The 19,502-nt window shown below is 42.4% G+C and carries 19 protein-coding genes, 1 tRNA gene and 1 pseudogene; 5 read left to right on the top strand and 16 right to left on the bottom strand.

Annotated features, from left to right (window positions below; genetic code table 11):
- Window positions 1-253 precede the first annotated feature (253 nt).
- Window positions 254-784: an FHA domain-containing protein gene (locus NJ959_RS10530; RefSeq protein ID WP_254011706.1), complete on the top strand. Its 531-nt coding sequence runs from the start codon at window positions 254-256 to the stop codon at window positions 782-784.
- Window positions 785-794: 10 nt separating this feature from the next.
- Window positions 795-2,204, top strand: coding sequence for an FADH(2)-oxidizing methylenetetrahydrofolate--tRNA-(uracil(54)-C(5))-methyltransferase TrmFO (gene trmFO / locus NJ959_RS10535; RefSeq protein WP_254011707.1), 1,410 nt, complete (start codon window positions 795-797; stop codon window positions 2,202-2,204).
- Between the two features lie 32 nt (window positions 2,205-2,236).
- Here the strand turns inward: trmFO and NJ959_RS10540 are convergent, their stop codons facing one another.
- Window positions 2,237-2,494 carry a hypothetical protein gene (locus tag NJ959_RS10540; RefSeq protein ID WP_254011708.1) on the bottom strand — a complete coding sequence of 86 codons (258 nt, stop codon included), beginning with the start codon at window positions 2,492-2,494 and terminating at the stop codon, window positions 2,237-2,239.
- Between the two features lie 418 nt (window positions 2,495-2,912).
- Here NJ959_RS10540 and NJ959_RS10545 point away from each other — a divergent pair.
- A tRNA-Arg gene (locus tag NJ959_RS10545) sits at window positions 2,913-2,985 on the top strand.
- 92 nt (window positions 2,986-3,077) lie between these two features.
- On the opposite strand, the gene NJ959_RS10550 is transcribed toward NJ959_RS10545, so the two are convergent.
- The 8 genes and pseudogenes from NJ959_RS10550 to NJ959_RS10585 all read right to left on the bottom strand — a co-directional run bounded on the left by NJ959_RS10550 (window position 3,078) and on the right by NJ959_RS10585 (window position 11,226).
- On the bottom strand, window positions 3,078-4,340 hold the full coding sequence (locus NJ959_RS10550) for a lipid-A-disaccharide synthase-related protein (protein WP_254011709.1): 1,263 nt from the start codon (window positions 4,338-4,340) through the stop codon (window positions 3,078-3,080).
- A 264-nt stretch (window positions 4,341-4,604) separates the two neighbouring features.
- Window positions 4,605-4,787, bottom strand: a pseudogene (locus NJ959_RS30960) (RNA-guided endonuclease IscB); the annotation flags it as partial.
- Window positions 4,788-5,193: 406 nt separating this feature from the next.
- Window positions 5,194-5,442: a hypothetical protein gene (locus tag NJ959_RS10560; RefSeq protein ID WP_254011710.1), complete on the bottom strand. Its 249-nt coding sequence runs from the start codon at window positions 5,440-5,442 to the stop codon at window positions 5,194-5,196.
- A gap of 224 nt (window positions 5,443-5,666) precedes the next feature.
- A complete protein-coding gene (locus tag NJ959_RS10565) occupies window positions 5,667-6,767 on the bottom strand; it encodes a WD40 repeat domain-containing protein (protein WP_254011711.1) in 1,101 nt (366 codons plus the stop codon).
- Window positions 6,752-7,726, bottom strand: coding sequence for a CobW family GTP-binding protein (locus tag NJ959_RS10570; RefSeq protein ID WP_254011712.1), 975 nt, complete (start codon window positions 7,724-7,726; stop codon window positions 6,752-6,754). The genes NJ959_RS10565 and NJ959_RS10570 overlap by 16 nt, the downstream gene beginning before the upstream one ends.
- An 18-nt stretch (window positions 7,727-7,744) precedes the next feature.
- Window positions 7,745-8,677 (bottom strand): alpha/beta fold hydrolase, encoded by a 933-nt coding sequence (locus NJ959_RS10575; RefSeq protein ID WP_254011713.1) that lies wholly within the window; start codon window positions 8,675-8,677, stop codon window positions 7,745-7,747.
- 183 nt (window positions 8,678-8,860) lie between these two features.
- Window positions 8,861-9,922 (bottom strand): CobW family GTP-binding protein, encoded by a 1,062-nt coding sequence (locus tag NJ959_RS10580; protein ID WP_254011714.1) that lies wholly within the window; start codon window positions 9,920-9,922, stop codon window positions 8,861-8,863.
- 242 nt (window positions 9,923-10,164) lie between these two features.
- Complete coding sequence (locus NJ959_RS10585; protein WP_373693640.1) at window positions 10,165-11,226, bottom strand: metal ABC transporter solute-binding protein, Zn/Mn family; 1,062 nt, start codon at window positions 11,224-11,226, stop codon at window positions 10,165-10,167.
- 316 nt (window positions 11,227-11,542) lie between these two features.
- Between NJ959_RS10585 and NJ959_RS10590 the strand changes: the two genes are divergently transcribed.
- The gene (locus NJ959_RS10590; protein ID WP_254011716.1) at window positions 11,543-12,160 is read left to right on the top strand and encodes an IS607 family transposase; all 618 of its coding nucleotides are present in this window, start codon (window positions 11,543-11,545) and stop codon (window positions 12,158-12,160) included.
- Window positions 12,132-13,292 carry an RNA-guided endonuclease InsQ/TnpB family protein gene (locus tag NJ959_RS10595; protein ID WP_254011722.1) on the top strand — a complete coding sequence of 387 codons (1,161 nt, stop codon included), beginning with the start codon at window positions 12,132-12,134 and terminating at the stop codon, window positions 13,290-13,292. Before NJ959_RS10590 ends, NJ959_RS10595 begins: the two co-directional genes overlap by 29 nt.
- On the opposite strand, the gene hemB is transcribed toward NJ959_RS10595, so the two are convergent.
- The 7 genes from hemB to NJ959_RS10630 all read right to left on the bottom strand — a co-directional run.
- Entirely contained in the window at window positions 13,289-14,356 is a 1,068-nt protein-coding gene (gene hemB / locus NJ959_RS10600; RefSeq protein ID WP_256529030.1) for a porphobilinogen synthase, read from the bottom strand. The two genes, NJ959_RS10595 and hemB, sit on opposite strands and share 4 nt — an antisense overlap.
- Window positions 14,357-14,467: 111 nt before the next feature.
- A complete protein-coding gene (locus NJ959_RS10605) occupies window positions 14,468-15,211 on the bottom strand; it encodes a metallophosphoesterase family protein (protein ID WP_254011717.1) in 744 nt (247 codons plus the stop codon).
- Between the two features lie 178 nt (window positions 15,212-15,389).
- Window positions 15,390-16,205 carry a metallophosphoesterase family protein gene (locus NJ959_RS10610; protein WP_254011718.1) on the bottom strand — a complete coding sequence of 272 codons (816 nt, stop codon included), beginning with the start codon at window positions 16,203-16,205 and terminating at the stop codon, window positions 15,390-15,392.
- On the bottom strand, window positions 16,202-16,978 hold the full coding sequence (locus NJ959_RS10615; protein ID WP_254011719.1) for a CobW family GTP-binding protein: 777 nt from the start codon (window positions 16,976-16,978) through the stop codon (window positions 16,202-16,204). The genes NJ959_RS10610 and NJ959_RS10615 overlap by 4 nt, the downstream gene beginning before the upstream one ends.
- An 8-nt stretch (window positions 16,979-16,986) precedes the next feature.
- Window positions 16,987-17,379, bottom strand: coding sequence for an SCO5389 family protein (locus tag NJ959_RS10620; protein WP_254011720.1), 393 nt, complete (start codon window positions 17,377-17,379; stop codon window positions 16,987-16,989).
- Window positions 17,380-17,494: 115 nt separating this feature from the next.
- Entirely contained in the window at window positions 17,495-17,683 is a 189-nt protein-coding gene (locus tag NJ959_RS30670; RefSeq protein ID WP_373693639.1) for a hypothetical protein, read from the bottom strand.
- 166 nt (window positions 17,684-17,849) lie between these two features.
- On the bottom strand, window positions 17,850-19,502 hold a 1,653-nt coding region (locus NJ959_RS10630), incomplete at its 5' end, for a M48 family metalloprotease (protein WP_254011721.1).

Below are 19,502 nucleotides of genomic sequence, written 5' to 3' on the forward strand. Positions count from 1 at the left end.
GGTTAGGGGTTAGGGGTTAGGGGTTAGAGGTTAGGGGCTAGGTGAAGACCTAAATAAAGCCAATTGTATCATTCAATGGTTAAACTAGGTACGAACTATCCTCTTGTGTTCCCCTCTATTGACTACTGATTGAAGTCCTGATACCTAGTCGCTTTAAGGAAAACGATCTAGCGAAATCGCCAATTGCGTCACCGAAGCCGATCGCAAATAGCACATCATTCCATATCACTCCTGACTCAAGCCACCCAAGACAATGCCTGAAATCCAACTCTCCCAATCCTATCAACCTTACCTCCATCTGCTACCAGTCAGTTTGAGAGCAACTGAGCCAATGTCTTTAAATCCAGATGTGATTGAAACTCCTTGCGAACCAAATGAGGTTCACTGGTTAATTGTGACAGATGATAAGGGAAGCCGTGAAATTCCCTTGGGAGGAGAGATATACTCAATGGGTAGAGAACCAAACTCTGATATCCGCATCTTTTCCATGTTTGTGTCTCGCCGTCATGCAACTTTAGTACGGCAGGATCGAGAGGATGGGAGTTACGACTACAAAATTGTAGATGGGGATCTTGACGGTAATCATAGTTCCAACGGAATATTGATTAATGGTCGCAAATACAATACCCACATCCTCAAACATAAGGACGAGATCGTCTTTGCGGGTGGTGTCAGTGCGGAATATCATCGGGTTAAGCGAGATGAACGAGATACTGAGTCAAAAGATCCCTTTGACATTACCCTGATCGATCCTCACATGATTGATGAATTTGAAGAATATTGAGATGTAAATAATGATTCATGTAATTGGTGGTGGATTAGCGGGTACAGAAGCGGCTTGGCAGATTGCTCGGGCAGGGGTAAGGGTTATTCTACATGAAATGCGACCCGTAATCATGAGTCCAGCTCATCATACTGAGGAATTGGCGGAATTAGTCTGTAGTAATTCCTTTGGCGCACAAGCTAGCGATCGCGCTTCTGGTTTACTTCATGAAGAGTTACGCCGTTTGGGTTCGATTATTATTGCCACAGCCGATAAACATGCGGTTCCCGCCGGAGGTGCATTAGCAGTAGATAGAGGGGTATTTAGTCATGAGTTAACCGAAACTCTCTCCAGTCATCCTCTGATTGAGTTGCGACGAGAGGATGTATCGCAAATTCCCACTGGAGATATTGCTTCGGGGGGAGTAGTAGTATTAACAAGTGGTCCTTTAACTAGTCCAGCTTTAGCAGAAGACTTACAACGCTTCACAGGTATGGACTACTTGAGTTTTTTCGATGCTGCGTCGCCGATTCTGGTGGGAGAATCGATTAATCGAGATATTGCTTTTATGGCCTCTCGTTATGACAAGGGGGAGGCAGCTTATCTTAATTGTCCCATGAATCGGGAAGAATATCTACATTTTTGGCAGGAACTTTGTCAAGCCCAGAAAGCGGAATTGAAGGATTTTGAGCAGGAAACGGCCAAGTTTTTTGAAGGGTGTTTGCCTATTGAAGAGATGGCACGACGGGGAGAGGATACTATGCGTTATGGTCCGCTAAAACCCGTCGGACTATCAGATCCGCGTACTAATAATATCAAAGAAGAAGAAAACCTCAGCGAAAATTTAACTCAATTATCTGATATTGAGCAAACTAAAAGCCCAAAGCGCGATCGCTCTTATGCCGTGGCGCAGTTGCGTCAGGAAGATAAGGCGGGTGAGTTGTGGAATATGGTAGGATTCCAAACCAATCTCCGTTGGGGCGAACAAAAACGGGTATTTCGGCTGATTCCAGGGTTGGAAAATGCGGAATTCGTCCGGATGGGGGTAATGCACCGCAATACATTCATTAATTCACCAGAATTGCTGTATTCTACGCTACAATTTAAAAAACGTCATACTTTACTAGCAGCAGGGCAATTGGTGGGAACAGAAAGCTATACCGCCGCAACAGCGGGGGGTTGGCTGGCGGGGACAAATGCGGCAAGGTTGGTGTTGGGATTAGAGCCAGTGAGACTACCAGGAACAACGATGATGGGGGCATTATTTGAGTTTATCAGTTCAGCATCCCCCAAGCATTTCCAACCCATGCCGCCGAATTTTGGCATTTTGCCACAGTTGGGAGTGCGGGTTAAGAGTAAGCAGGAAAGATATGGGATGTATCGCGATCGCGCTTTGGCAGATTTGGAGGCTTGGCGTGGAATTATGAAGTATGAAGTATGAATTATGAAAAGTCAGCCTTCAGTCTTTATCCTTCAACGATTCAGATCGCAAACAAGATGATCTTGAATTTGATTAATTGAGATTTTATTAAAATCCCGTTCCACTTTAGCACATTTTTCCATATAAGAAATCGGGACGACAATAGGCCAGAAAACGGTGGCGATTGCCAAGACAGCCCAACACAGATACTTTTGATCGTATGATATGTCAAGATTTTTCTGGAGTGATTTTAGCCAGGTATGCAATAATTTGCAAGCCACTAAGAGGTAAATTCCTAATAGTATCATCATGATTACTTGCCCGATGAGTTTTGTTGTCAGGAAAGGGATTTAAGAAATTTATGTAATTCCTTTACCCAATTAGTTTGAATCCCTGATGTTTTAGTTTGGGTTTAAAATTAAGGTTTACTTAATCTTCTCCAAGGTACTTCACAAAGAAGTCCCAAGTATTACTATAATCTCTGTCAGAAGATAAAGCGTTAGATTTTACCAGATTTTGAGTAAATTTTTGTAATGCTAAGTCGCGAGTGGGGAGTGGGGAGTGTCACAGCGGATGCCGTATCGGTTTTGGGGAGTGGGGAGTTCGGTACTCCGACTTGGTGTAGGTAGTTTACTACCCATTCTGGATAGGATCGATCGTTAGACAGAATTGGAGTTATACTGTATGATATGGTTGGATGTAGTGTGCTGATAAAGCCATTACAGACAAGGGCACGTAGCTCAGTGGATAGAGCATCAGGTTCCGGTCCTGAGGGTCGGGGGTTCAAATCCCTCCGTGCTCATTATATGGGGAGTAGGGAGTGGGGAGTAGGGAGTAGGGAGTAGGGAGTAGGGAAAAACCAACAACCAACAACCAACAACCAACAACCAACAACTAATAACCAAAAGACTCCATCAAAGAGCGTGCAATCCGACTCGCAGCACCAGATTCACCCATACGACGACGACCATTTTCGGCGATAAGTTGTACTCTGTCAGGATCGGTTAATAGTTTCTGTAATACCATCGGGATATCATTAGGTTGTTTTACCAGTATTAATGATGGTCCTAATAAACGGGATTGCGCTTCGGCAAAGGCAGGAGTATACTGAGGTCCATTACCGGGAATTGCGATCGCAGGTTTGCCCAATCCTACAAATTGTTCAGTAGCGGTTCCCGCCATGGCGATAGAGCAGTCAGCTTGACGCAAGCAGAAGGTATAATCATCCTGAGTTAAGACTAAAGTGGCATTTTTTCTGGTAAATGTTATAGCAGTGGGATCTTTGAGGTGAAGGTGAGGAGGAGTAACTCCTATTGACCAGCCTACCGTTTCCAGAGTTTCCCGTAAAGGATCTAAACTTAAGCTAGGTGCGATCGCAGCGAGAAATAATAAAGGTCGATCTTTGTATGTTGCCAGTAACGCAGCGACTCCCTGAATAATTAATTCCCAATTCTCGTAAGCTTCTGGTATTCTCGAACCTGGTAGGATGGTGATGATTAGCGATCGCTGCATTTCCTTCAATTCTGCATCAGGCTCATAAAATATAGGTTCCGGATGTTCTGGTGCAATACCATCCATCATCGGGTTACCCATATCGAAAGCACGAATTGACCGCTCCTTTAATATTTTAGTAGTAAGCCGATCTCTGGGAAACACAGCTTTACAGCGCTTCCGACTCATTAACCAACGTTCCCACGGCAAATAAACTGAACCAGACCAACCATCAGACTTTGGTCGATTAGGCAAACGTCCATCTTCATCTCTCAAATAATACTCCGATTTTGCCGTACCGACAAAACAGTATGGCGCAACACTCAACCAAGCAAACAATAGCGGCACAATATCCCCCACAGCCAGAATCGCACCACCTTTTTTCGCCCAGCGGCGGACAGTTTTCAGTTGAGCTAAAGTATGTTGAAGTAAACCACTTCGGACATCTCGCACTAACTGACGACTTTCCATATAAATAAAACCACCAGATGGCATCGTCCGCACTGGTCCAATAATTGGTATATCTAATTGAGTATAAGCAGTTCCTTCACCCACTAGCGGCAGTGCGACTAATTCTGGCGGATTGGGGTGGCGCTGCAATTCTTGCAAAATCCGGACTGCTATAATATCTTCTCCATGACCGTTGCTGAGGCACAGTAGCTGCATAATTGGGGATGGGGTGTGAGTTTGGGAGCTGAGAGTCTGGTTTCATAGATCATAAGCTGTTAAGCAGCTAAATTGAATAATGAAGACAGGGAGTAGGGAGTAGGGAGTGGGGAAGGATTTGAGCCAATGCTACTCTTTTGAAGAATATATAGCAGTCGCCAAGGCGCTTAGTGCATTTTTGGTCACCGAAAAACGAGCGAGAAGCCCCTGGCTTTAGACACGGGGAGGAACGCGGCAGCGACTTTAGTCGCCGTCAAAATAGTTTTAAAATACATAAGAGTACCCATCTTTTTTATGGATTCCTAAACAATATTTGTGACTAATGCCTGATATTCTTCCTGTTTTGGTGGCGATATCAAAACTACCTGTTGCACGACACGAAACACGTCCCAAATATTCCCCTACTTTCTTACCACTCAGTACAACGGCCTTAATAATATCCCCTGAATGTGTTCTATTTGTAGTGGTACGTCTTTAATTCCACAGTAAGCACATTGTCTGTTCCACTTTTCTAAAAGATACTCTCTGGCTTCATATCCTGTTAGAGTACCTTGTTGATACTCTTTACCTTGGATATCAGGATTAAGCATTAACTGCAAAGATGTTTAACAATCTGGTTTTAGAGCAAGGAACTAGCTACGCATTCCAAGGTAAGAATTTTAACTCTTGCTCTGAACGGAGTCTGTTAAGACTGAGGCTGGTCAGGTTCGGGCTTGTATCCCGCTCGTTAGAGTCGGGTAGTTTTCAAGCCCCTGGCTGTCTTCTATGGGGTTCCTGACCACAGGTGTAAGGATAATAGCGATACCAATACTATATTGCGCGATCGCGAACCAATTGAGATTAATGGTATAGTTTAAGAACCAAAAGAGTTTAAAACATCCATCGCTGCGTCAATAAATTTTCCACCCCAAATACTTGATAGTAACCCGCAGGATATAACCAGCAATAAGGCAAAACCGATATTGACTGGGTTCAAATCCATAGGCCAAGCATATGAAATAGGGATGATTATGGCAAAAGTACCTAACGCTGCCCCCCCAAGAAATCGGGAGATAGGTTTAGTCTTGGCAGGTTGTTCGATTTGCTTGTCTTCGTTAGTCATCAAGGTTACCTCAAAATCTTTAACAATAGACTATCTAAGGACTACTAATATTTATTATAGAGAATTCCTTTTGTGGTGTGGGGCTGAAGTCAGATGGCGTAGGATGCTTTATCCCTGGGCTAAGTTAACATCAGCTGAAAATATTTCTCCCCCATTCTCCATTCCCCGGAATAGTTCTCAGTAAGGAGTGTCAAAAAACTGCTAGGGAAATAAGTCACTTTTGGTTAACTTGACTGAAATCCCTTGGGGATACTCGCCTGATAAGCAGGAGTAGAGAGTACTAATAATTCTCCATTATCTCCTCCAGCAGCTAGCAATTGTCCTTGGGGTTGCCAAGCGATACAGGAAAAACCTTGAGAGACTCCGCCTAAAGTTTGTACTAATTCTTCGGCAGATTCCCACAAGCATATCCTGCCATCGGCTGAGGCTGAAGCTAAGAGAAAGGTGTTGGGTTTAAAGGCAATTGCAGTTGCGACTTCCTCATGTCCTTCTAATACTAAGCTTTCCCAAGCTAATTCTTCTTGTATTTGCTTTTCCCAGACAACAATTCCTTCTGCACTTCCTGATGCCAAGAGTGGCGCACCCAATAAAGTAGCCTTAGATGACCAAGCTAAGGCACGAATTTTACCAGGAAATCCTTGCATTAGCCAAGGATAAGGTTTCCCTAACTCAAAAACGGCCAGAGTACGGTCTATATTACCACAAGCCAGATACTTACCATTTGGTGACCAAGCAATTGTTTGACAGGCAGAAGCAACTGCTAAAATGTCAGGGTCATCATCCCAATTAACACCATGCCAAATTTTGACACCTTGATAACCGCCAATGGCTAAATTTGCCACCAAAGGATGCCAATCCATACTCAAAACTGAGGATGCCTCAAAATTCAGGTTGGCGATGATAGTATTGCTATCCCCATCCCATATTTGAACGTAACGACTAATACTAAATGCGAGATGATTGTCAGTAAAACTCCACGCTAGTCTATCTACCCAAGCTGGGCTATTATCTAATGTGGTAATTAATTCTTGAGAAGGTAATCGCCAAATTTTGACTATCCCATCTTGTCCACCAGCGGCTAATAGTTGACTATCTCTGGAAAAAGATAGACAATCTACAGATAATCCGGTGGCGGATTGTAAGGTTAACCATTTATTTTTGCCCTGCCATAATATTACTTCTCCTCCTGCTGAACTGATGGCGATAATTTTACCGTTAGGAGACCAACTAACGGCAGTGACATAATCGGAAAGTATCCCGGAATCGTATTGTTTCAGGGGCATTGATATTTTACCCTTTCTGGCTTTTTCTATCTGAATAGACACTTGCAGAAATCCTCTTTTAGTTGGGTTTTATTCAAATTACGACCAATGAATACCAGCTCATTTTTTCTGGTTTCATTAGGTTGCCAAGGGCGATCTATTTTACTATCAAAGAGCATGTGTACTCCTTGAAATACACAGCGATTGTTTTCTCCTGCAATATTTAAAATTCCTTTCATTCGGAAAATATCTTGTCCTTGCGTTCGCAATAATTCACTAATCCAATTATTGATTTTTTCGCCATCTAAAGCTCCTGATTCTACTATGGCAACTGACCCAACCGTGGCATCATGTTCGTGAGCATCTTCACTTAAAAATTCTGGGTCTATGGTTAAGGCGCGATTCAAATCAAAGGCTTGCACACCCAATAAAGCATCCATGTCTAATTCGGCATTGTAAGTGCGGTAGATTTTTGCCATCCCATTTATCCCGCGAATGCGCTTTTCTAATTCTGCGAGTTCTTCATGGGTGACTAAATCTGTTTTATTTAGTAAAATTACATCGGCGAAGGCAATTTGTTCTTGGGCTTCATCGGCATCCCAATGTTGCCAGATATGCTTGGCATCTACTACCGTTACTACTGCGTCAAGGGAGAGTTTTTCTGCCATATCTTCATCCACGAAAAAGGTTTGAATTACGGGGGCAGGATCTGCTAACCCTGTGGTTTCTATTACTAAATGGTCGAATTTATTGCGGCGCTTCATTAAGTTACCGACAATCCGAATTAAATCGCCTCGCACGGTGCAGCAGATGCAACCGTTGTTCATCTCGAAAATTTCTTCGTCGGTATTGATCGCTAATTGATTATCAATCCCTACTTCCCCGAATTCGTTGACGATAACTGCTACTTTCATTCCATGTTCATGAGTCAGTATGTGGTTGAGTAAGGTGGTTTTCCCTGACCCCAGATAACCTGTGAGGATTGTTACGGGGATTCTCTCGATTTCTGTACGGCTAGTCATATTCTCTATCACTCCTTTTTAAATAATGTCTCGTAAGAAAGACTCAATGGCTGCCACCACGGCAGCGGGGTACTCTTCGTGGACTCCCAGGGAACCAGAAACTCTTTGAATTTGTACTCCCGGTAATTTAGCTAAAACTTCCATTTCTCCTTTGGAGTTCGGTGGGGCTTCCTCACTAATAACTATCGTTAAAGGTGCGGGTAAGGGTTGAAACCAACAGAGAAAATCCTCCCGGATTCTAACGGGGTCTAGATTTCCTGTAACAAAGGCTGCGGGTGCAAATCTGGCTCCAGGTTTTTGGGTAATTTGGTATTTTTGTTGAATAAAATCTTTAGTTAAGCTTGCAGGATTATGGTAAACGTGGCGGCGATACATAAATTTGAGGAAAGCTGGGGCGGTGTTTAACTTGTAAAGCAGTTGTCCCAATAGAGGGGATCTCACTACATCTCTTACCATACCAGAAAACTTTTGAGATACTCCCATGGCTGACAAAGGTCCGCGCCAGGTGGGTGCGACTAAGATAATCTTAGCAAAAACACCGGGTTGGGAAACTGCAAGCTGCATCGCGTAACCCGCAGCATGACCTGCTGCTATAATTGTCACTGGTGTATTAAAGACCGATTTCACAAAATCTTGCAGAAATTGATGATAGATTTCCGGTCGATAATCTAATGCTAAACGATCTGATTCTCCAAAACCAATCCAATCTAAAGTTGTTACTTGAAACTGCGGTGCTAGTAATTCGGCAATTCCCTTCATTTCACTGCGAGTGGAAACGGTACTGAAAGCGGGTAGAAGCAAAACTGGCTTACCTTCTCCTCCTGTTTCATAAACTGCGTTGACTGGTTGATTTTGCCACTTCCAGACAAATTTATTGACTGTATAACTAGTGGTATTATAGAGTTGTTCTGTTCCAGATTCAGGTGAATTTTGTTTCGTTAATTGAGTCATAATCAAAGTTTCCTTTTTTGAGGGTAATTTAGTATTTTATAATTCACCCCAAGGTAGGAGCAGGTTGAGACAGCTTAAAACGGTGCATCAGTTGGGGGTGTGTTGGGTTACGCGAAAGCTCAACCCAACCTGCATTTATTAGATAGTTTTAGCCTTGACACGCCATTATATCCGTAAGTATTGTCAAACTAAACACCGATTTAACTCTTCTCGTATTTGGCAATCGTCCAAGTTACGTCCGATTAATACTAATTGATTTTTAGGAGGAGTCAACCAGGGTTCGATGTTGAGATTGTAGCGGGGACCGCTGAGTTGAAAAATATGACGGGAGTCACTTTCACTAAACCAAAGAATGCCTTTGGCACGAAAGACATTATTGGGCATTTTTTCGCTCAGAAATCGTTGAAATTTGTTCACATCAAAAGGGCGATCGCTTTGAAAAGAGATCGAGATAAAACCATCATTTTCTAAGTGGTGAGAATGATATTTATGGTGGTGATGTTCGTGATGATGCTCTTCATGGTGGTGATGTTCGTGATGATGATGTTCTTTTGTTTCTGCTTCAGATGTAATTTGAGTGTAAGCATCTATTTGGGTCAAACCTACATCCAGAATTAAGGGTAAAGGTACTTTCCCGTACTGAGATTGTATAATTCTAGATCCCACTTTAATTGTCTGAATGTATCCTTCTAATTCTGCGATCTTTTCCGGATTAACCAAGTCAGTTTTATTGAGAATAACAATATCAGAAAAAGCTACTTGTTTTAAGGCGGCTTCACTGTCAAAATGGTCTGGTGTAAATGTCTCGGTATCTACAACAGCTAGTACAGAATCCAGGCTAATTAAATCTCGCAACTCCGTCCCCACCAATGTTAAAACAATTGGCAATGGATCTGCTACCCCGGTAGTTTCAATCACCATGTAATCAACGGGATCTTCTTTTTCTAAAACTCGGTAAATTGCATCCACTAATCCATCATTAATCGTACAGCAGATGCAGCCATTACTCAGTTCCACCATATCTTCATCCAGAGAAACCAATAGTTGGCTATCTATATTAATATCGCCAAACTCATTGACCAAAACTGCCACTTTTAAGTCTTCGCGGTTGTTCAGGATGTGGTTGAGTAGGGTGGTTTTGCCACTACCGAGAAATCCTGTAATAATTGTCACGGGCATTCCCCGTTTAGGAATATCGATTATGTCATTCTTTTCAGTTTTTGTTGGGGTAGCTGTAGCAATCATGGTTGGTTTTTCCTAGATTTTATAAGTTAACATTGACTGAAAATAGTTGGGATGATGTCAGAGTTACATCTGTGAAGAAGGAATTGTTGTGGTTGGGTTTCGTACCTCAACTCAACCTACTTGCGTTGGGTTTCGTATCTCAACCCAACCTAAAAAGTAAAGAGGGCGAGTCGATGAGAGTTGTTTGTGACACTGATACATTCTTCTGGCGAGGATCTCCTACTTCAGATACTCCCTAGCCCCTACTGAAAGGGTGTATATTTTCCACCCAATCCTTCGACAATGGTGCGGGTATTTGCTTTGAGTATTCCTTGATAAGTCTCCCCTTCTGTCCCTTTATCTCCCAATCCATCGGCGTATAATTCTCTATCTGAAACTTTAACTTTTGCCTCTTTAGCCACGGCTTCAATCAGTTTGGGATTAACTGTAGTTTCAGCAAAAATAGTGGGAACATTGGCTTGTTTAATTGCTTTAACTAATTCCGTCACTCTGCCTGCTGTGGGTTTAGTTTCCGTACTCAGTCCACTTAAAGCACCTTCCAATTCAAGACTATATGCTTTGACATAATAACCGAGGGCATCGTGAGTTGTGATTAACTTCCTTTGTCCGGGAGGAATTGTGGCAATTGTGGATTTAATCCAACTATCAACTTTTGTTAGTTCATCGGTTATTTTTTTTGTATTAGTATCATACAATGTGGCACTATCCGGTACTAGTTTTTCTAGGGAGTCGGAGATAGTTTCCACCATTTTAATTCCATTTTGAGCATTGTGCCAAACATGGGGATCTGGTGCTGTTTCAGCCTCGGCGTGGTTTTTTCCCTCTCCCTTTTTATCTTCGTGCCCTTCCCCTTTATCTTCGTGTCCTTCTTCTTCTCCATGTTCGTGCGCTTCTCCCATAATTGGTTTGGGAACCGCTACTTCATGTACAGCAATTTTCGGCACAGGGTTACTGGCTGCTTTCACTAATTTAATTAAACTAGAATCAAAGTCATATCCTCCATATAAAATAAGTTTGGCATTTTCGATCGCTTTTCGATCTTCTGGTTTAGGCTGATAAACATGAGGATCTTCCCCGGGATTAACTAAACACTTTAGGTCAATTGTATCTTGTGCAATTTGCTTGGTTAAGTCGCACAAAACGCTGGTAGTAGCCACAACTAGGGGGCGATTCCCACTCGCGGTTGCTTCCGAATTAGCAGGAGATGAATTTGTCACTGTGGTTGGCGGTGGGGTATTGCAGCCACATAATCCCATCACTAGGGCAAAACTCGCTAGGTGTCTGAATTTTAAGTTTTGTAACATTAAGCTGACTACTGAATTACAATAATGATAATCGTTATCATAACACATAGATGCTGGAAATTTCTCACCTATTTCGTCAGGAGGCGCAGGCTTTTTGCCTGAAACCCAATTAGTACTATCAATTATCTGGATTCCATAGCTTGGCTGGTGCGTTAGCTTGCACATAACGCACCCAGGGGATAGACTCCCTAACCCAACCAGAAATATTCTTCAAGTACCGAAGGGAGTCAGTTTACGACTGGCGTTACTAAATATTAAGTTCGCTCGACAATACTGGACATAACGCTATATTATTGTAGTAGTTCAATAAAGTGCAATGTCCGATAAGTATGTCACACCAGCCGAGGCTGCTAGAACTCTTGGGGTTAATGAACGAACTCTCCGACGTTGGGAAGAAGCGGGTCAAATCCAGGCGTTCCGTACTCCGGGAGGTAAAAGACGTTACGACATCACAAGGTTTACAACTAAGTCTTCCCGACTTACTGTCATCTACGCCAGAGTCTCAAGTCCCAAACAAAGAGAAGATTTACAACGTCAATGTGACTATCTCCAATCTCAATACGTTACAGCAGAAGTTATCGCAGAAATTGGAGGAGGTCTTAACTACAAAAGAAAGAAGTTTCTTGCCCTATTGGAACGAGTTATGTCAGGAGATATCGAGCGTATTGTTATCGCATATAAAGACAGACTCGCTAGATTTGGCTTCGACTTCTTCGCTTGGCTGTGTTCCCAACACTCTTGCGAAATCGTGGTTCTCAACCAAGTTGAGCTATCTCCCCATGAAGAAATGGTTGAGGACATCCTTGCAATCCTCCATTATTTCTCAGCCAGATTGTACGGATTACAAAAATACAAATCTCTTATCGCTAAAGATCAGGATTTACCCAGAAGAGAAACTCCATCAAATCTGGAAAAAATGGTTAGCAGCGACTAAGTATTGCTTTAATCAAAGTATTGCCTATTTGAGAAAACATGGAAAAATATCTAAATATGATTTGAGGAAATTAATACTTAACAATGCTCCGGATTGGGTTAAAGAATGTCCTTACAATCCAAAAGGTGAAGCGGTTTTAGATGCTCATAAAGCTTTTCTTGACAGCCTCAAATCTGGAACTAAACAGGAGGTAGCAGGTAAGTTTAAAAGTTGGAGAGATGCCAAGCGTGCAATTAAGTTTCAACCTGAAAACTATTCAAATGGTACTTGGTATCCGACTGAGGTAAAAGGTTTAGAGTTTAAAGCTTCTGAGCCATTACCAACTGCGGATATTCCGTATGAAATTAAGCAAAAAGATAAATCATTTAAAACTGCTTTTCGTGTCTTATCATGGGATACCTCAACTCAATTAGTTTATGATAAAAAGCGCTGGTTTGCTGTATTCCCTGTTGAGTTTATACCTCAAAGATCAGACAAACAAACCATGATAGCGCTTGACCCAGGAGTAAGGTCATTCCTGACTGGATTTGACGGGGAGAAGTTTATTGATATTGGGAATAGAGACATTACCAAAATATACAGGTTATGTCGCTTTACCGATAAATTAATATCTCTCAAAACTAAATTAGTCGGACGTAAAAATAAACATCAGCGTCAAAAGGTACAAGCTAAGATTGATAGTTTATTTATTCGGGTTCGGCACCTAATTGATGAATGTCACAAAAAAGTAGCTAAATGGTTAACGACGGAGTACAGAGTTATCTTTCTTCCGACTTTTGAGACTTCCCAAATGGTAGCCAAAACAGGTCATAAAAAAAGAAAGATTAATTCTAAAACCGTTCGTCAGATGTTGTGTTGGGCGCATTTCAGGTTTAAAGAAACATTAAAATTTCAAGCCTTTAAACGTGGGTGTACTCTATTAGATGTAACAGAGGAATACACTTCCAAGACTTGCACCAAATGCGGTAACGTACACGCTAAACTAGGTAGTTCTAAGAAGTTTAAATGTCCTAAATGTGGACATAAACTTCCTAGAGATTGGAATGGCGCTTTAGGGATTTTCCTTAAGGCATTGCGAGATATTGCCGGATTAGATACACAGGTATCTACTACGCTATGTCCGGAAAACTAGGGAGTTGACCGGGCTTGAAGTATCTGCAACATCAAAGCAACTTCTTTGGCAAAGTAGGTCAAAATTAAATCAGCCCCCGCCCGTTTAATACTTGTCAGCGTCTCCAAAATCACTTTCTTTTCGTCAATCCAGCCTCGCTCGCCAGCAGCCTTAATCATGGCATACTCCCCGCTGACATTGTAGGCAGCGATCGGTACATTTACATGGTGCTTGAGGCGGCAAATAATATCCAGATAAGCCAGGGCAGGTTTCACCATGACAATATCCGCCCCTTCTGCGATGTCGAGGGCTACTTCTTTAATTGCTTCTGTGGCATTAGCCGCATCCATTTGATATGTCTTCTTGTCGCCAAACTTCGGTGCTGAATCTAGGGCATCTCGAAAAGGTCCGTAGTAGGCAGAAGCATACTTAGCAGAATAGGCGAGAATCCCCACATCAATCCAGCCTGCTGCATCTAGGGCTTGGCGAATCGCACCGATGCGCCCATCCATCATGTCTGAAGGGGCAACAAAATCAGCGCCAGCTTCTGCCTGTATTAAAGCTTGTTTGACTAGGACGGCAACAGTTTCGTCATTGAGAATTTTACCATCTCGGACAATCCCGTCATGTCCTTCGCTGCTATAAGGATCGAGTGCGACATCAGTAATGACCACTAGATCAGGAACTGCTTGTTTGATGGCACGAACCGCACGGGGAATTAAGCCATTGGGATGATAACTTTCGGTTCCAGCATTATCTTTCTGATGATAGGGGATTAAGGGAAAAAGCGCGATCGCTCCCAGCCCCAAATTATCCGCTTCCTCCACTTCCTTAAGCAGCAAATCCAGCGTGTAACGGTAACAACCCGGCATTGATGCCACTTCTTCTTGCTTTCCTTCCCCTTCCATCACAAATAGCGGATAAATCAAATCCTCCACTCGCAGGTTGGTTTCTCGCACCATCCGGCGCAAGGTTTCTGTACGGCGCAGGCGGCGGGGACGATTAGTCAGTGTTAACTTCTGTGCTGCTGAATTGGGTTTTTCTGATTCAGTAGCTACTTGAGGTGCTAATTCGGTAGACGACATAGGTATTATGGGAATGATAATCGTTCTCATTATACTAGACCACGAGTCTCAAAAGATGCCCAACTGCTTGAAGAAGTCAGGGATTTGAGGTTGAAAAGATGCTTAACTGCTTCAAGAAGTCGGGGATTTGAGTTTAAATCCCTTAAACACACCATATGTCACGGTTCTAAATTCAACCTGATTAGTATAGAAATTGTAAAGAGTATATGTTGCCTTTCCAGGAACACCTCCCACATTACCAACACCAATAACTTGACGAGGTTTAACAACATTTGATTGAGGAGAATTAGAACTATCCAATGTAACAACAGTTGAAGTAACAGATCCCTCCTCTATTTCATATTGAAATGTCAATCCGGATCTCCCACAAAATAGATTATTAGCATCCATCCGCATCAATCGATCTAACATTTCAATTGCAGGAGTATCAGGAGTAAGTTCATCGCTGACACTCACACTACTCCCGTGAATCAGTAAACAATCCAATTCAAATAAACCAAAATTAAGAGAACGAATCCATTCCAAATAGGATTTACCCACAGCATCCCACAGAGTTTTTACCATCGCATTACCATAGCGATTTATCAACTCCGTTGGTTCACCAGTCCTTCCCAATCCATATAAAATGAGAAGTTGTTCTTCCCACCAACCTTGACAAACTTGAGGCACAGGTTCATTTTTGCGGGGCGATTGCAGCCGTTGAATTACTTTTTCACTTTCTGGATTGGGGGCAATAACATCTCCTAAGATATAAAGTGCCTCAATTGGCTGACGCTGCCTTTTTAAATCTTGTAAAACTGCTTCATAAGCAGCTAAATTACCCTCAATTCCGCTCATAATTGCCCATTGTGTCATGGCTATACTCTTCCTCCTTGCTCTAGAACAGGCATCTTGCCTGTTCTAAGTTTCGATATTATAGAGATTATTGAATGGCTGAAACACACCGAGAATTCCCTTCTCTTCTTTGCGCCCTTTGCGCTCTTTTTGAAAAAAAATACTGACACCCAACAAATAAACCCCAAAAAATATCTTCTCATCTTTCACATACATGAGTGGGATCGTCAGCACTTTCCGCAAACTCTAAACCCCGTGCTAAACGCCATGCAAAAATAGGCGGTAAACCTTTATCAATAATTGCCGCACAGGTTTTTTTATAATCATATTCTACTTCCTCTAGGGTTATGAGATCGGTATCTCGATCGTATAGCACATAGGTAGCATTTGGTCTACCATGACGTGGTTCACCTACGGAACCTGCATTAACAATTCGCTTCAGGGGAGCCATAAAACTAATATTTTGCACTTCTGAATTGTTAGAAACTTTAACACGAATCTGCAATTGTCCACGATCTAGCGATCGCACATAAGGTACATGAGTATGTCCGCAAAACAATATATCAGCACCTGTTGTCATAACCCTTTCCATCGCCACAAAACTATCAATTTCTGGCATTAAATACTCATGCTGACTATGAGGACTACCATGAACAAAGCAGAGATTATCCTCACGCAAAGTCATCGGTAATTGAGCTAAATAATCTCGCACTTCTGGATGAATCTCGCGATTTGTCCATTCATGTGCAAGTTGCCCTCGTTTCTCTGCAAGTACAGATGGATAGCTGCATTCACAGGCATTCAAACCTTCTACAATATCCTCATCCCAACAACCTTGACAGGTGGGAATATCAAGAGAACGGATCATTTCTACAACTGCATTTGGGTGAGGTCCATAACCAACTAAATCGCCTAAGCAGTAAATTTTGTCGGCGTTTTTATCTTCAATATCTGATAAGACGGCATTCAATGCTTCATAGTTTCCATGAATGCAAGATATTACGGCAATTTTCATGATTCATCTTCCTCCTCTTGTGCTAATGACTCTTTGATTTGTTCTTGATAGTAGGCAATCTCTGTATCATTTAAGCAGCTATTTTCTAGGGTTTGGGCGATTGCTGGTTCGTCCAATTTTTCACCGACTACTTCAATACCACTAAAGCGATTAGGTCTACCATTTAGCCAGACAGGTAAATTAAGTTCAATGTATTTACTATCAGGAAGTCCGGGAACGAAATCGAAATAAAATGCTCGTCCATCTGCAAGATCGAAGATTCCTTTCGCTCGATGGACATTGCCATAGGCACCATTTGTAAGTTCATACCAGAAAGTATTCAAACTAGCTGGATCGAGAATTTGTCCGGTTATAGCACAACGCCAAAGCTGGGATTGTGTCAGAGTTAGATTCGTGGGAGTGCCAACCACAATAACTTCTGCCCAATCGTGCCATTCAGTTTGCCTGGTTCCCGGTGGTAATACCGCAACTCTTTGACAATTATTAATCTCAATTGGTAAAACCAAGGATTTCAAATCTATATGGAATCCCAATTCAATATAAACAGAGTAATTAGCAGTAGAGGAGGATAGGAAGGTGGTAATTTCCCGCTCTGATAGCACAGTTAGTTGGGGAATTTCGCCTGCCAAATAAGTGGCATCAATTGGCGTTGTCCCCGCTCCCAGATTCAGGTATAGAGTTGGTTGAGCAACACTATTTAAGTTTTCCCGTATCCAGGTTGTTTTGCCAGCACCAGAGGAACCTACCACCAGAGTAATGAGTGAGGATGACATTAATGTTTTTAGCAGTCTTTAAATTCAGGAGTTTGGTTCAAAATTTGAGTGCGAATTGAGGTAAATTCCTGGTAAGCAGCCGAATCTATGGCATCTGGCTGAAATGCTGCGAGATTATGGCAATTCTGAAATGCTAGTTTCACTTTAAAGTGATTTTCTACTGCACGTCGAATCGCATCGCCACCTACCATCCGTAACAATTGTCCTCTTTCTGTTTCGCTGGGGGGTGCGACAGCATAATTTGCCCACTCCATCCCTTCCTGATGAATCCTGTAGGATAGCTTATCGACGATTTGCCACGCATAGGGGAGGGATTCTCGAATGGTTTCGGCAAAGGCTTTCTCATCTACAGCACCAGCTTCGGCTTGTTGAATTAGCTCTGTACTTACATTTAGGGACATTGGTTTCTCTTCCTCGTAAATTAGCAACCTGAATGGTATGGGAGTTAAGCCAACTCTGTCAGTTGACTCTATAGGTGGGTTGGATCGCTCACCCTACATACTGGATTTGGTATCCTCAGACCATGATACAATAAAAATGATAATCATTCTTATTCAGTTGCGATCGCTTGGCTCCAGGAGTGGTATCATCAGTTTGCGGCGCTGGAAATTCCCCATCTGAAATCTCCGGCGGTTCATCAACCAGATTCCAATCCCTATCCCCTGGATAACTCAGCAAAAGCACGCCCCCAGGAACTTTTTCCACCTTATGATTTGCCAGGAACGGAACTTTTTATGGAGATGGAAACTGTATTAGTGGTGCGTTGCGCCTTCGCGACAACGCACCCTACAGATAGAATCTTTGCGCTCTTTGCGCCTTACTTTGCGCTCTTTGCGTTAAAAAAAGCCTTCCATCCAACTGAAAAAGCCGATTACTCTTCTTTTTCCTCGTCTTCTTCACTATCCTTGTATTCTTGCAGTAATTGCCTAACTCGTTTCTGAATCGCCAGATGTCTTTCCACACCTTCATAAGCATAGCGGTTGTAGCCATTGCGATTAATTAAAGTTTCTAAATTATCAATTCTTTCCTTAGTATCGGGGTGAGTGGATAGCCAAGCGAATACAGGGCGCTCTTTTTCTTCCTCACCGAGGGTAATCATCATGTTATGTAAGCCATCGGCTGCATAGCCACCGCCTACTAGAATTTTAGTCCCCAAATCGTCTGCTTGACGTTCCATATCTCGACTATAATTGAGAACGATTAAATTGGCTGCCGTACCGCCAAAGGGAATATATTGAGTAACATTAGCAATTAAGTTTCCCTCTGTCACTAGTTGAAAGCCATGAGATAAAACGGCATGGGATAATTCGTGCCCGAGTAAACCAGCTAACTCTGCTTCAGATTTGGTTTTGAGAATTGCCCCGGCATTGACAAATACCTTTCCACCTGGTAAAGCAAAGGCATTAATTTCCTCATCCATTACCACATAAAATTGATACTCGAATTCCTTACGCCCAGCAACGGCGGCTAATTTATTTCCTACTTCCCGCACGTAGGCTAAAACCTCTTCATCTTCTAACATAGGTAATTGCTTTTGCACTCTTTCGGAGAGTTTTTCGCCTACGGCTGATTCTCCTCGCAATAGCAAGACAGTAGTATCGATAGCGGAAATAGGGCCAAAGATATTCCCTGTAAAGATATAGCCTAACGCACCAGTAATGACATTTGCGATCGCATTTCCTCTCATTTCACTCCGCAAATGAGACTTATATTTTTCCAAATACTCATCTGCCATTGTCTCAAATTCGGCAGCTTGAGGGTGTGTGGGGTTAAGTAGGGCAAATTGACGTGCGGCAAGGGATGCTTCTAACCATTTTTCGGTATCATTAAGTGCGGTAATTTTAGTTTTGATTAAATCTGGTTCGTTGGGATATAATGCAGTGGCTTTTTCTAGTACTTGTAATGATTCTTCCTCTTGTCCATAATTTTTGAGAGCTTGGGCATATTGTACTTGAGCGGGAATAAATTCCGGCTGTTGTTGGACTAAAAATTTTAGGGGGATTAAAGTTTTAGTTTCCAGATTTTGCTGTAATCCTGATTGTGCTTGTCGCCAATATACTGCTCCAGCGGGAGATAATTGGGTAGGATCGTAAATAGCAGAGGGTTGTGTTTGGTTTTCTGTGGATTCAACGAATGGTGCTTTAGCTTCGCGATATAGTTTTTGGGCAGCGGCAATATCTCCAGTTTTATAGAGTCTATCAGCTTCAATTAGTTTCTCCTGTCTGGCTAATTCTTCAGGAGTGAGTTGTGGTTGGGTATCGGTTGATGTTTCGTTATTAGTTTCTGGAGGAGTTTCAGTGTTTTGATTAGGTTGAGTTTCTGAGTCTGGGGCATTGGGAGTAGTAGGGGTTTCCCCGTTTTCAGTTTTATTAGTTTCTGGTGGGGGAGGCGAAGCTGAGGTATCGGGAATTATAATAGTTTTTGGTGTTTCAGAAGTAGGCTCTGAGGTGAGATTAGATTTCTGGTTACTATTGGGAATTACAATAGTTGTGGGAGACTCAGTTAACAATTGCTCATTAAACTC

The organism is Limnofasciculus baicalensis BBK-W-15, assembly GCF_024178385.1.
Lineage (GTDB): Bacteria > Cyanobacteriota > Cyanobacteriia > Cyanobacteriales > Coleofasciculaceae > Limnofasciculus > Limnofasciculus baicalensis.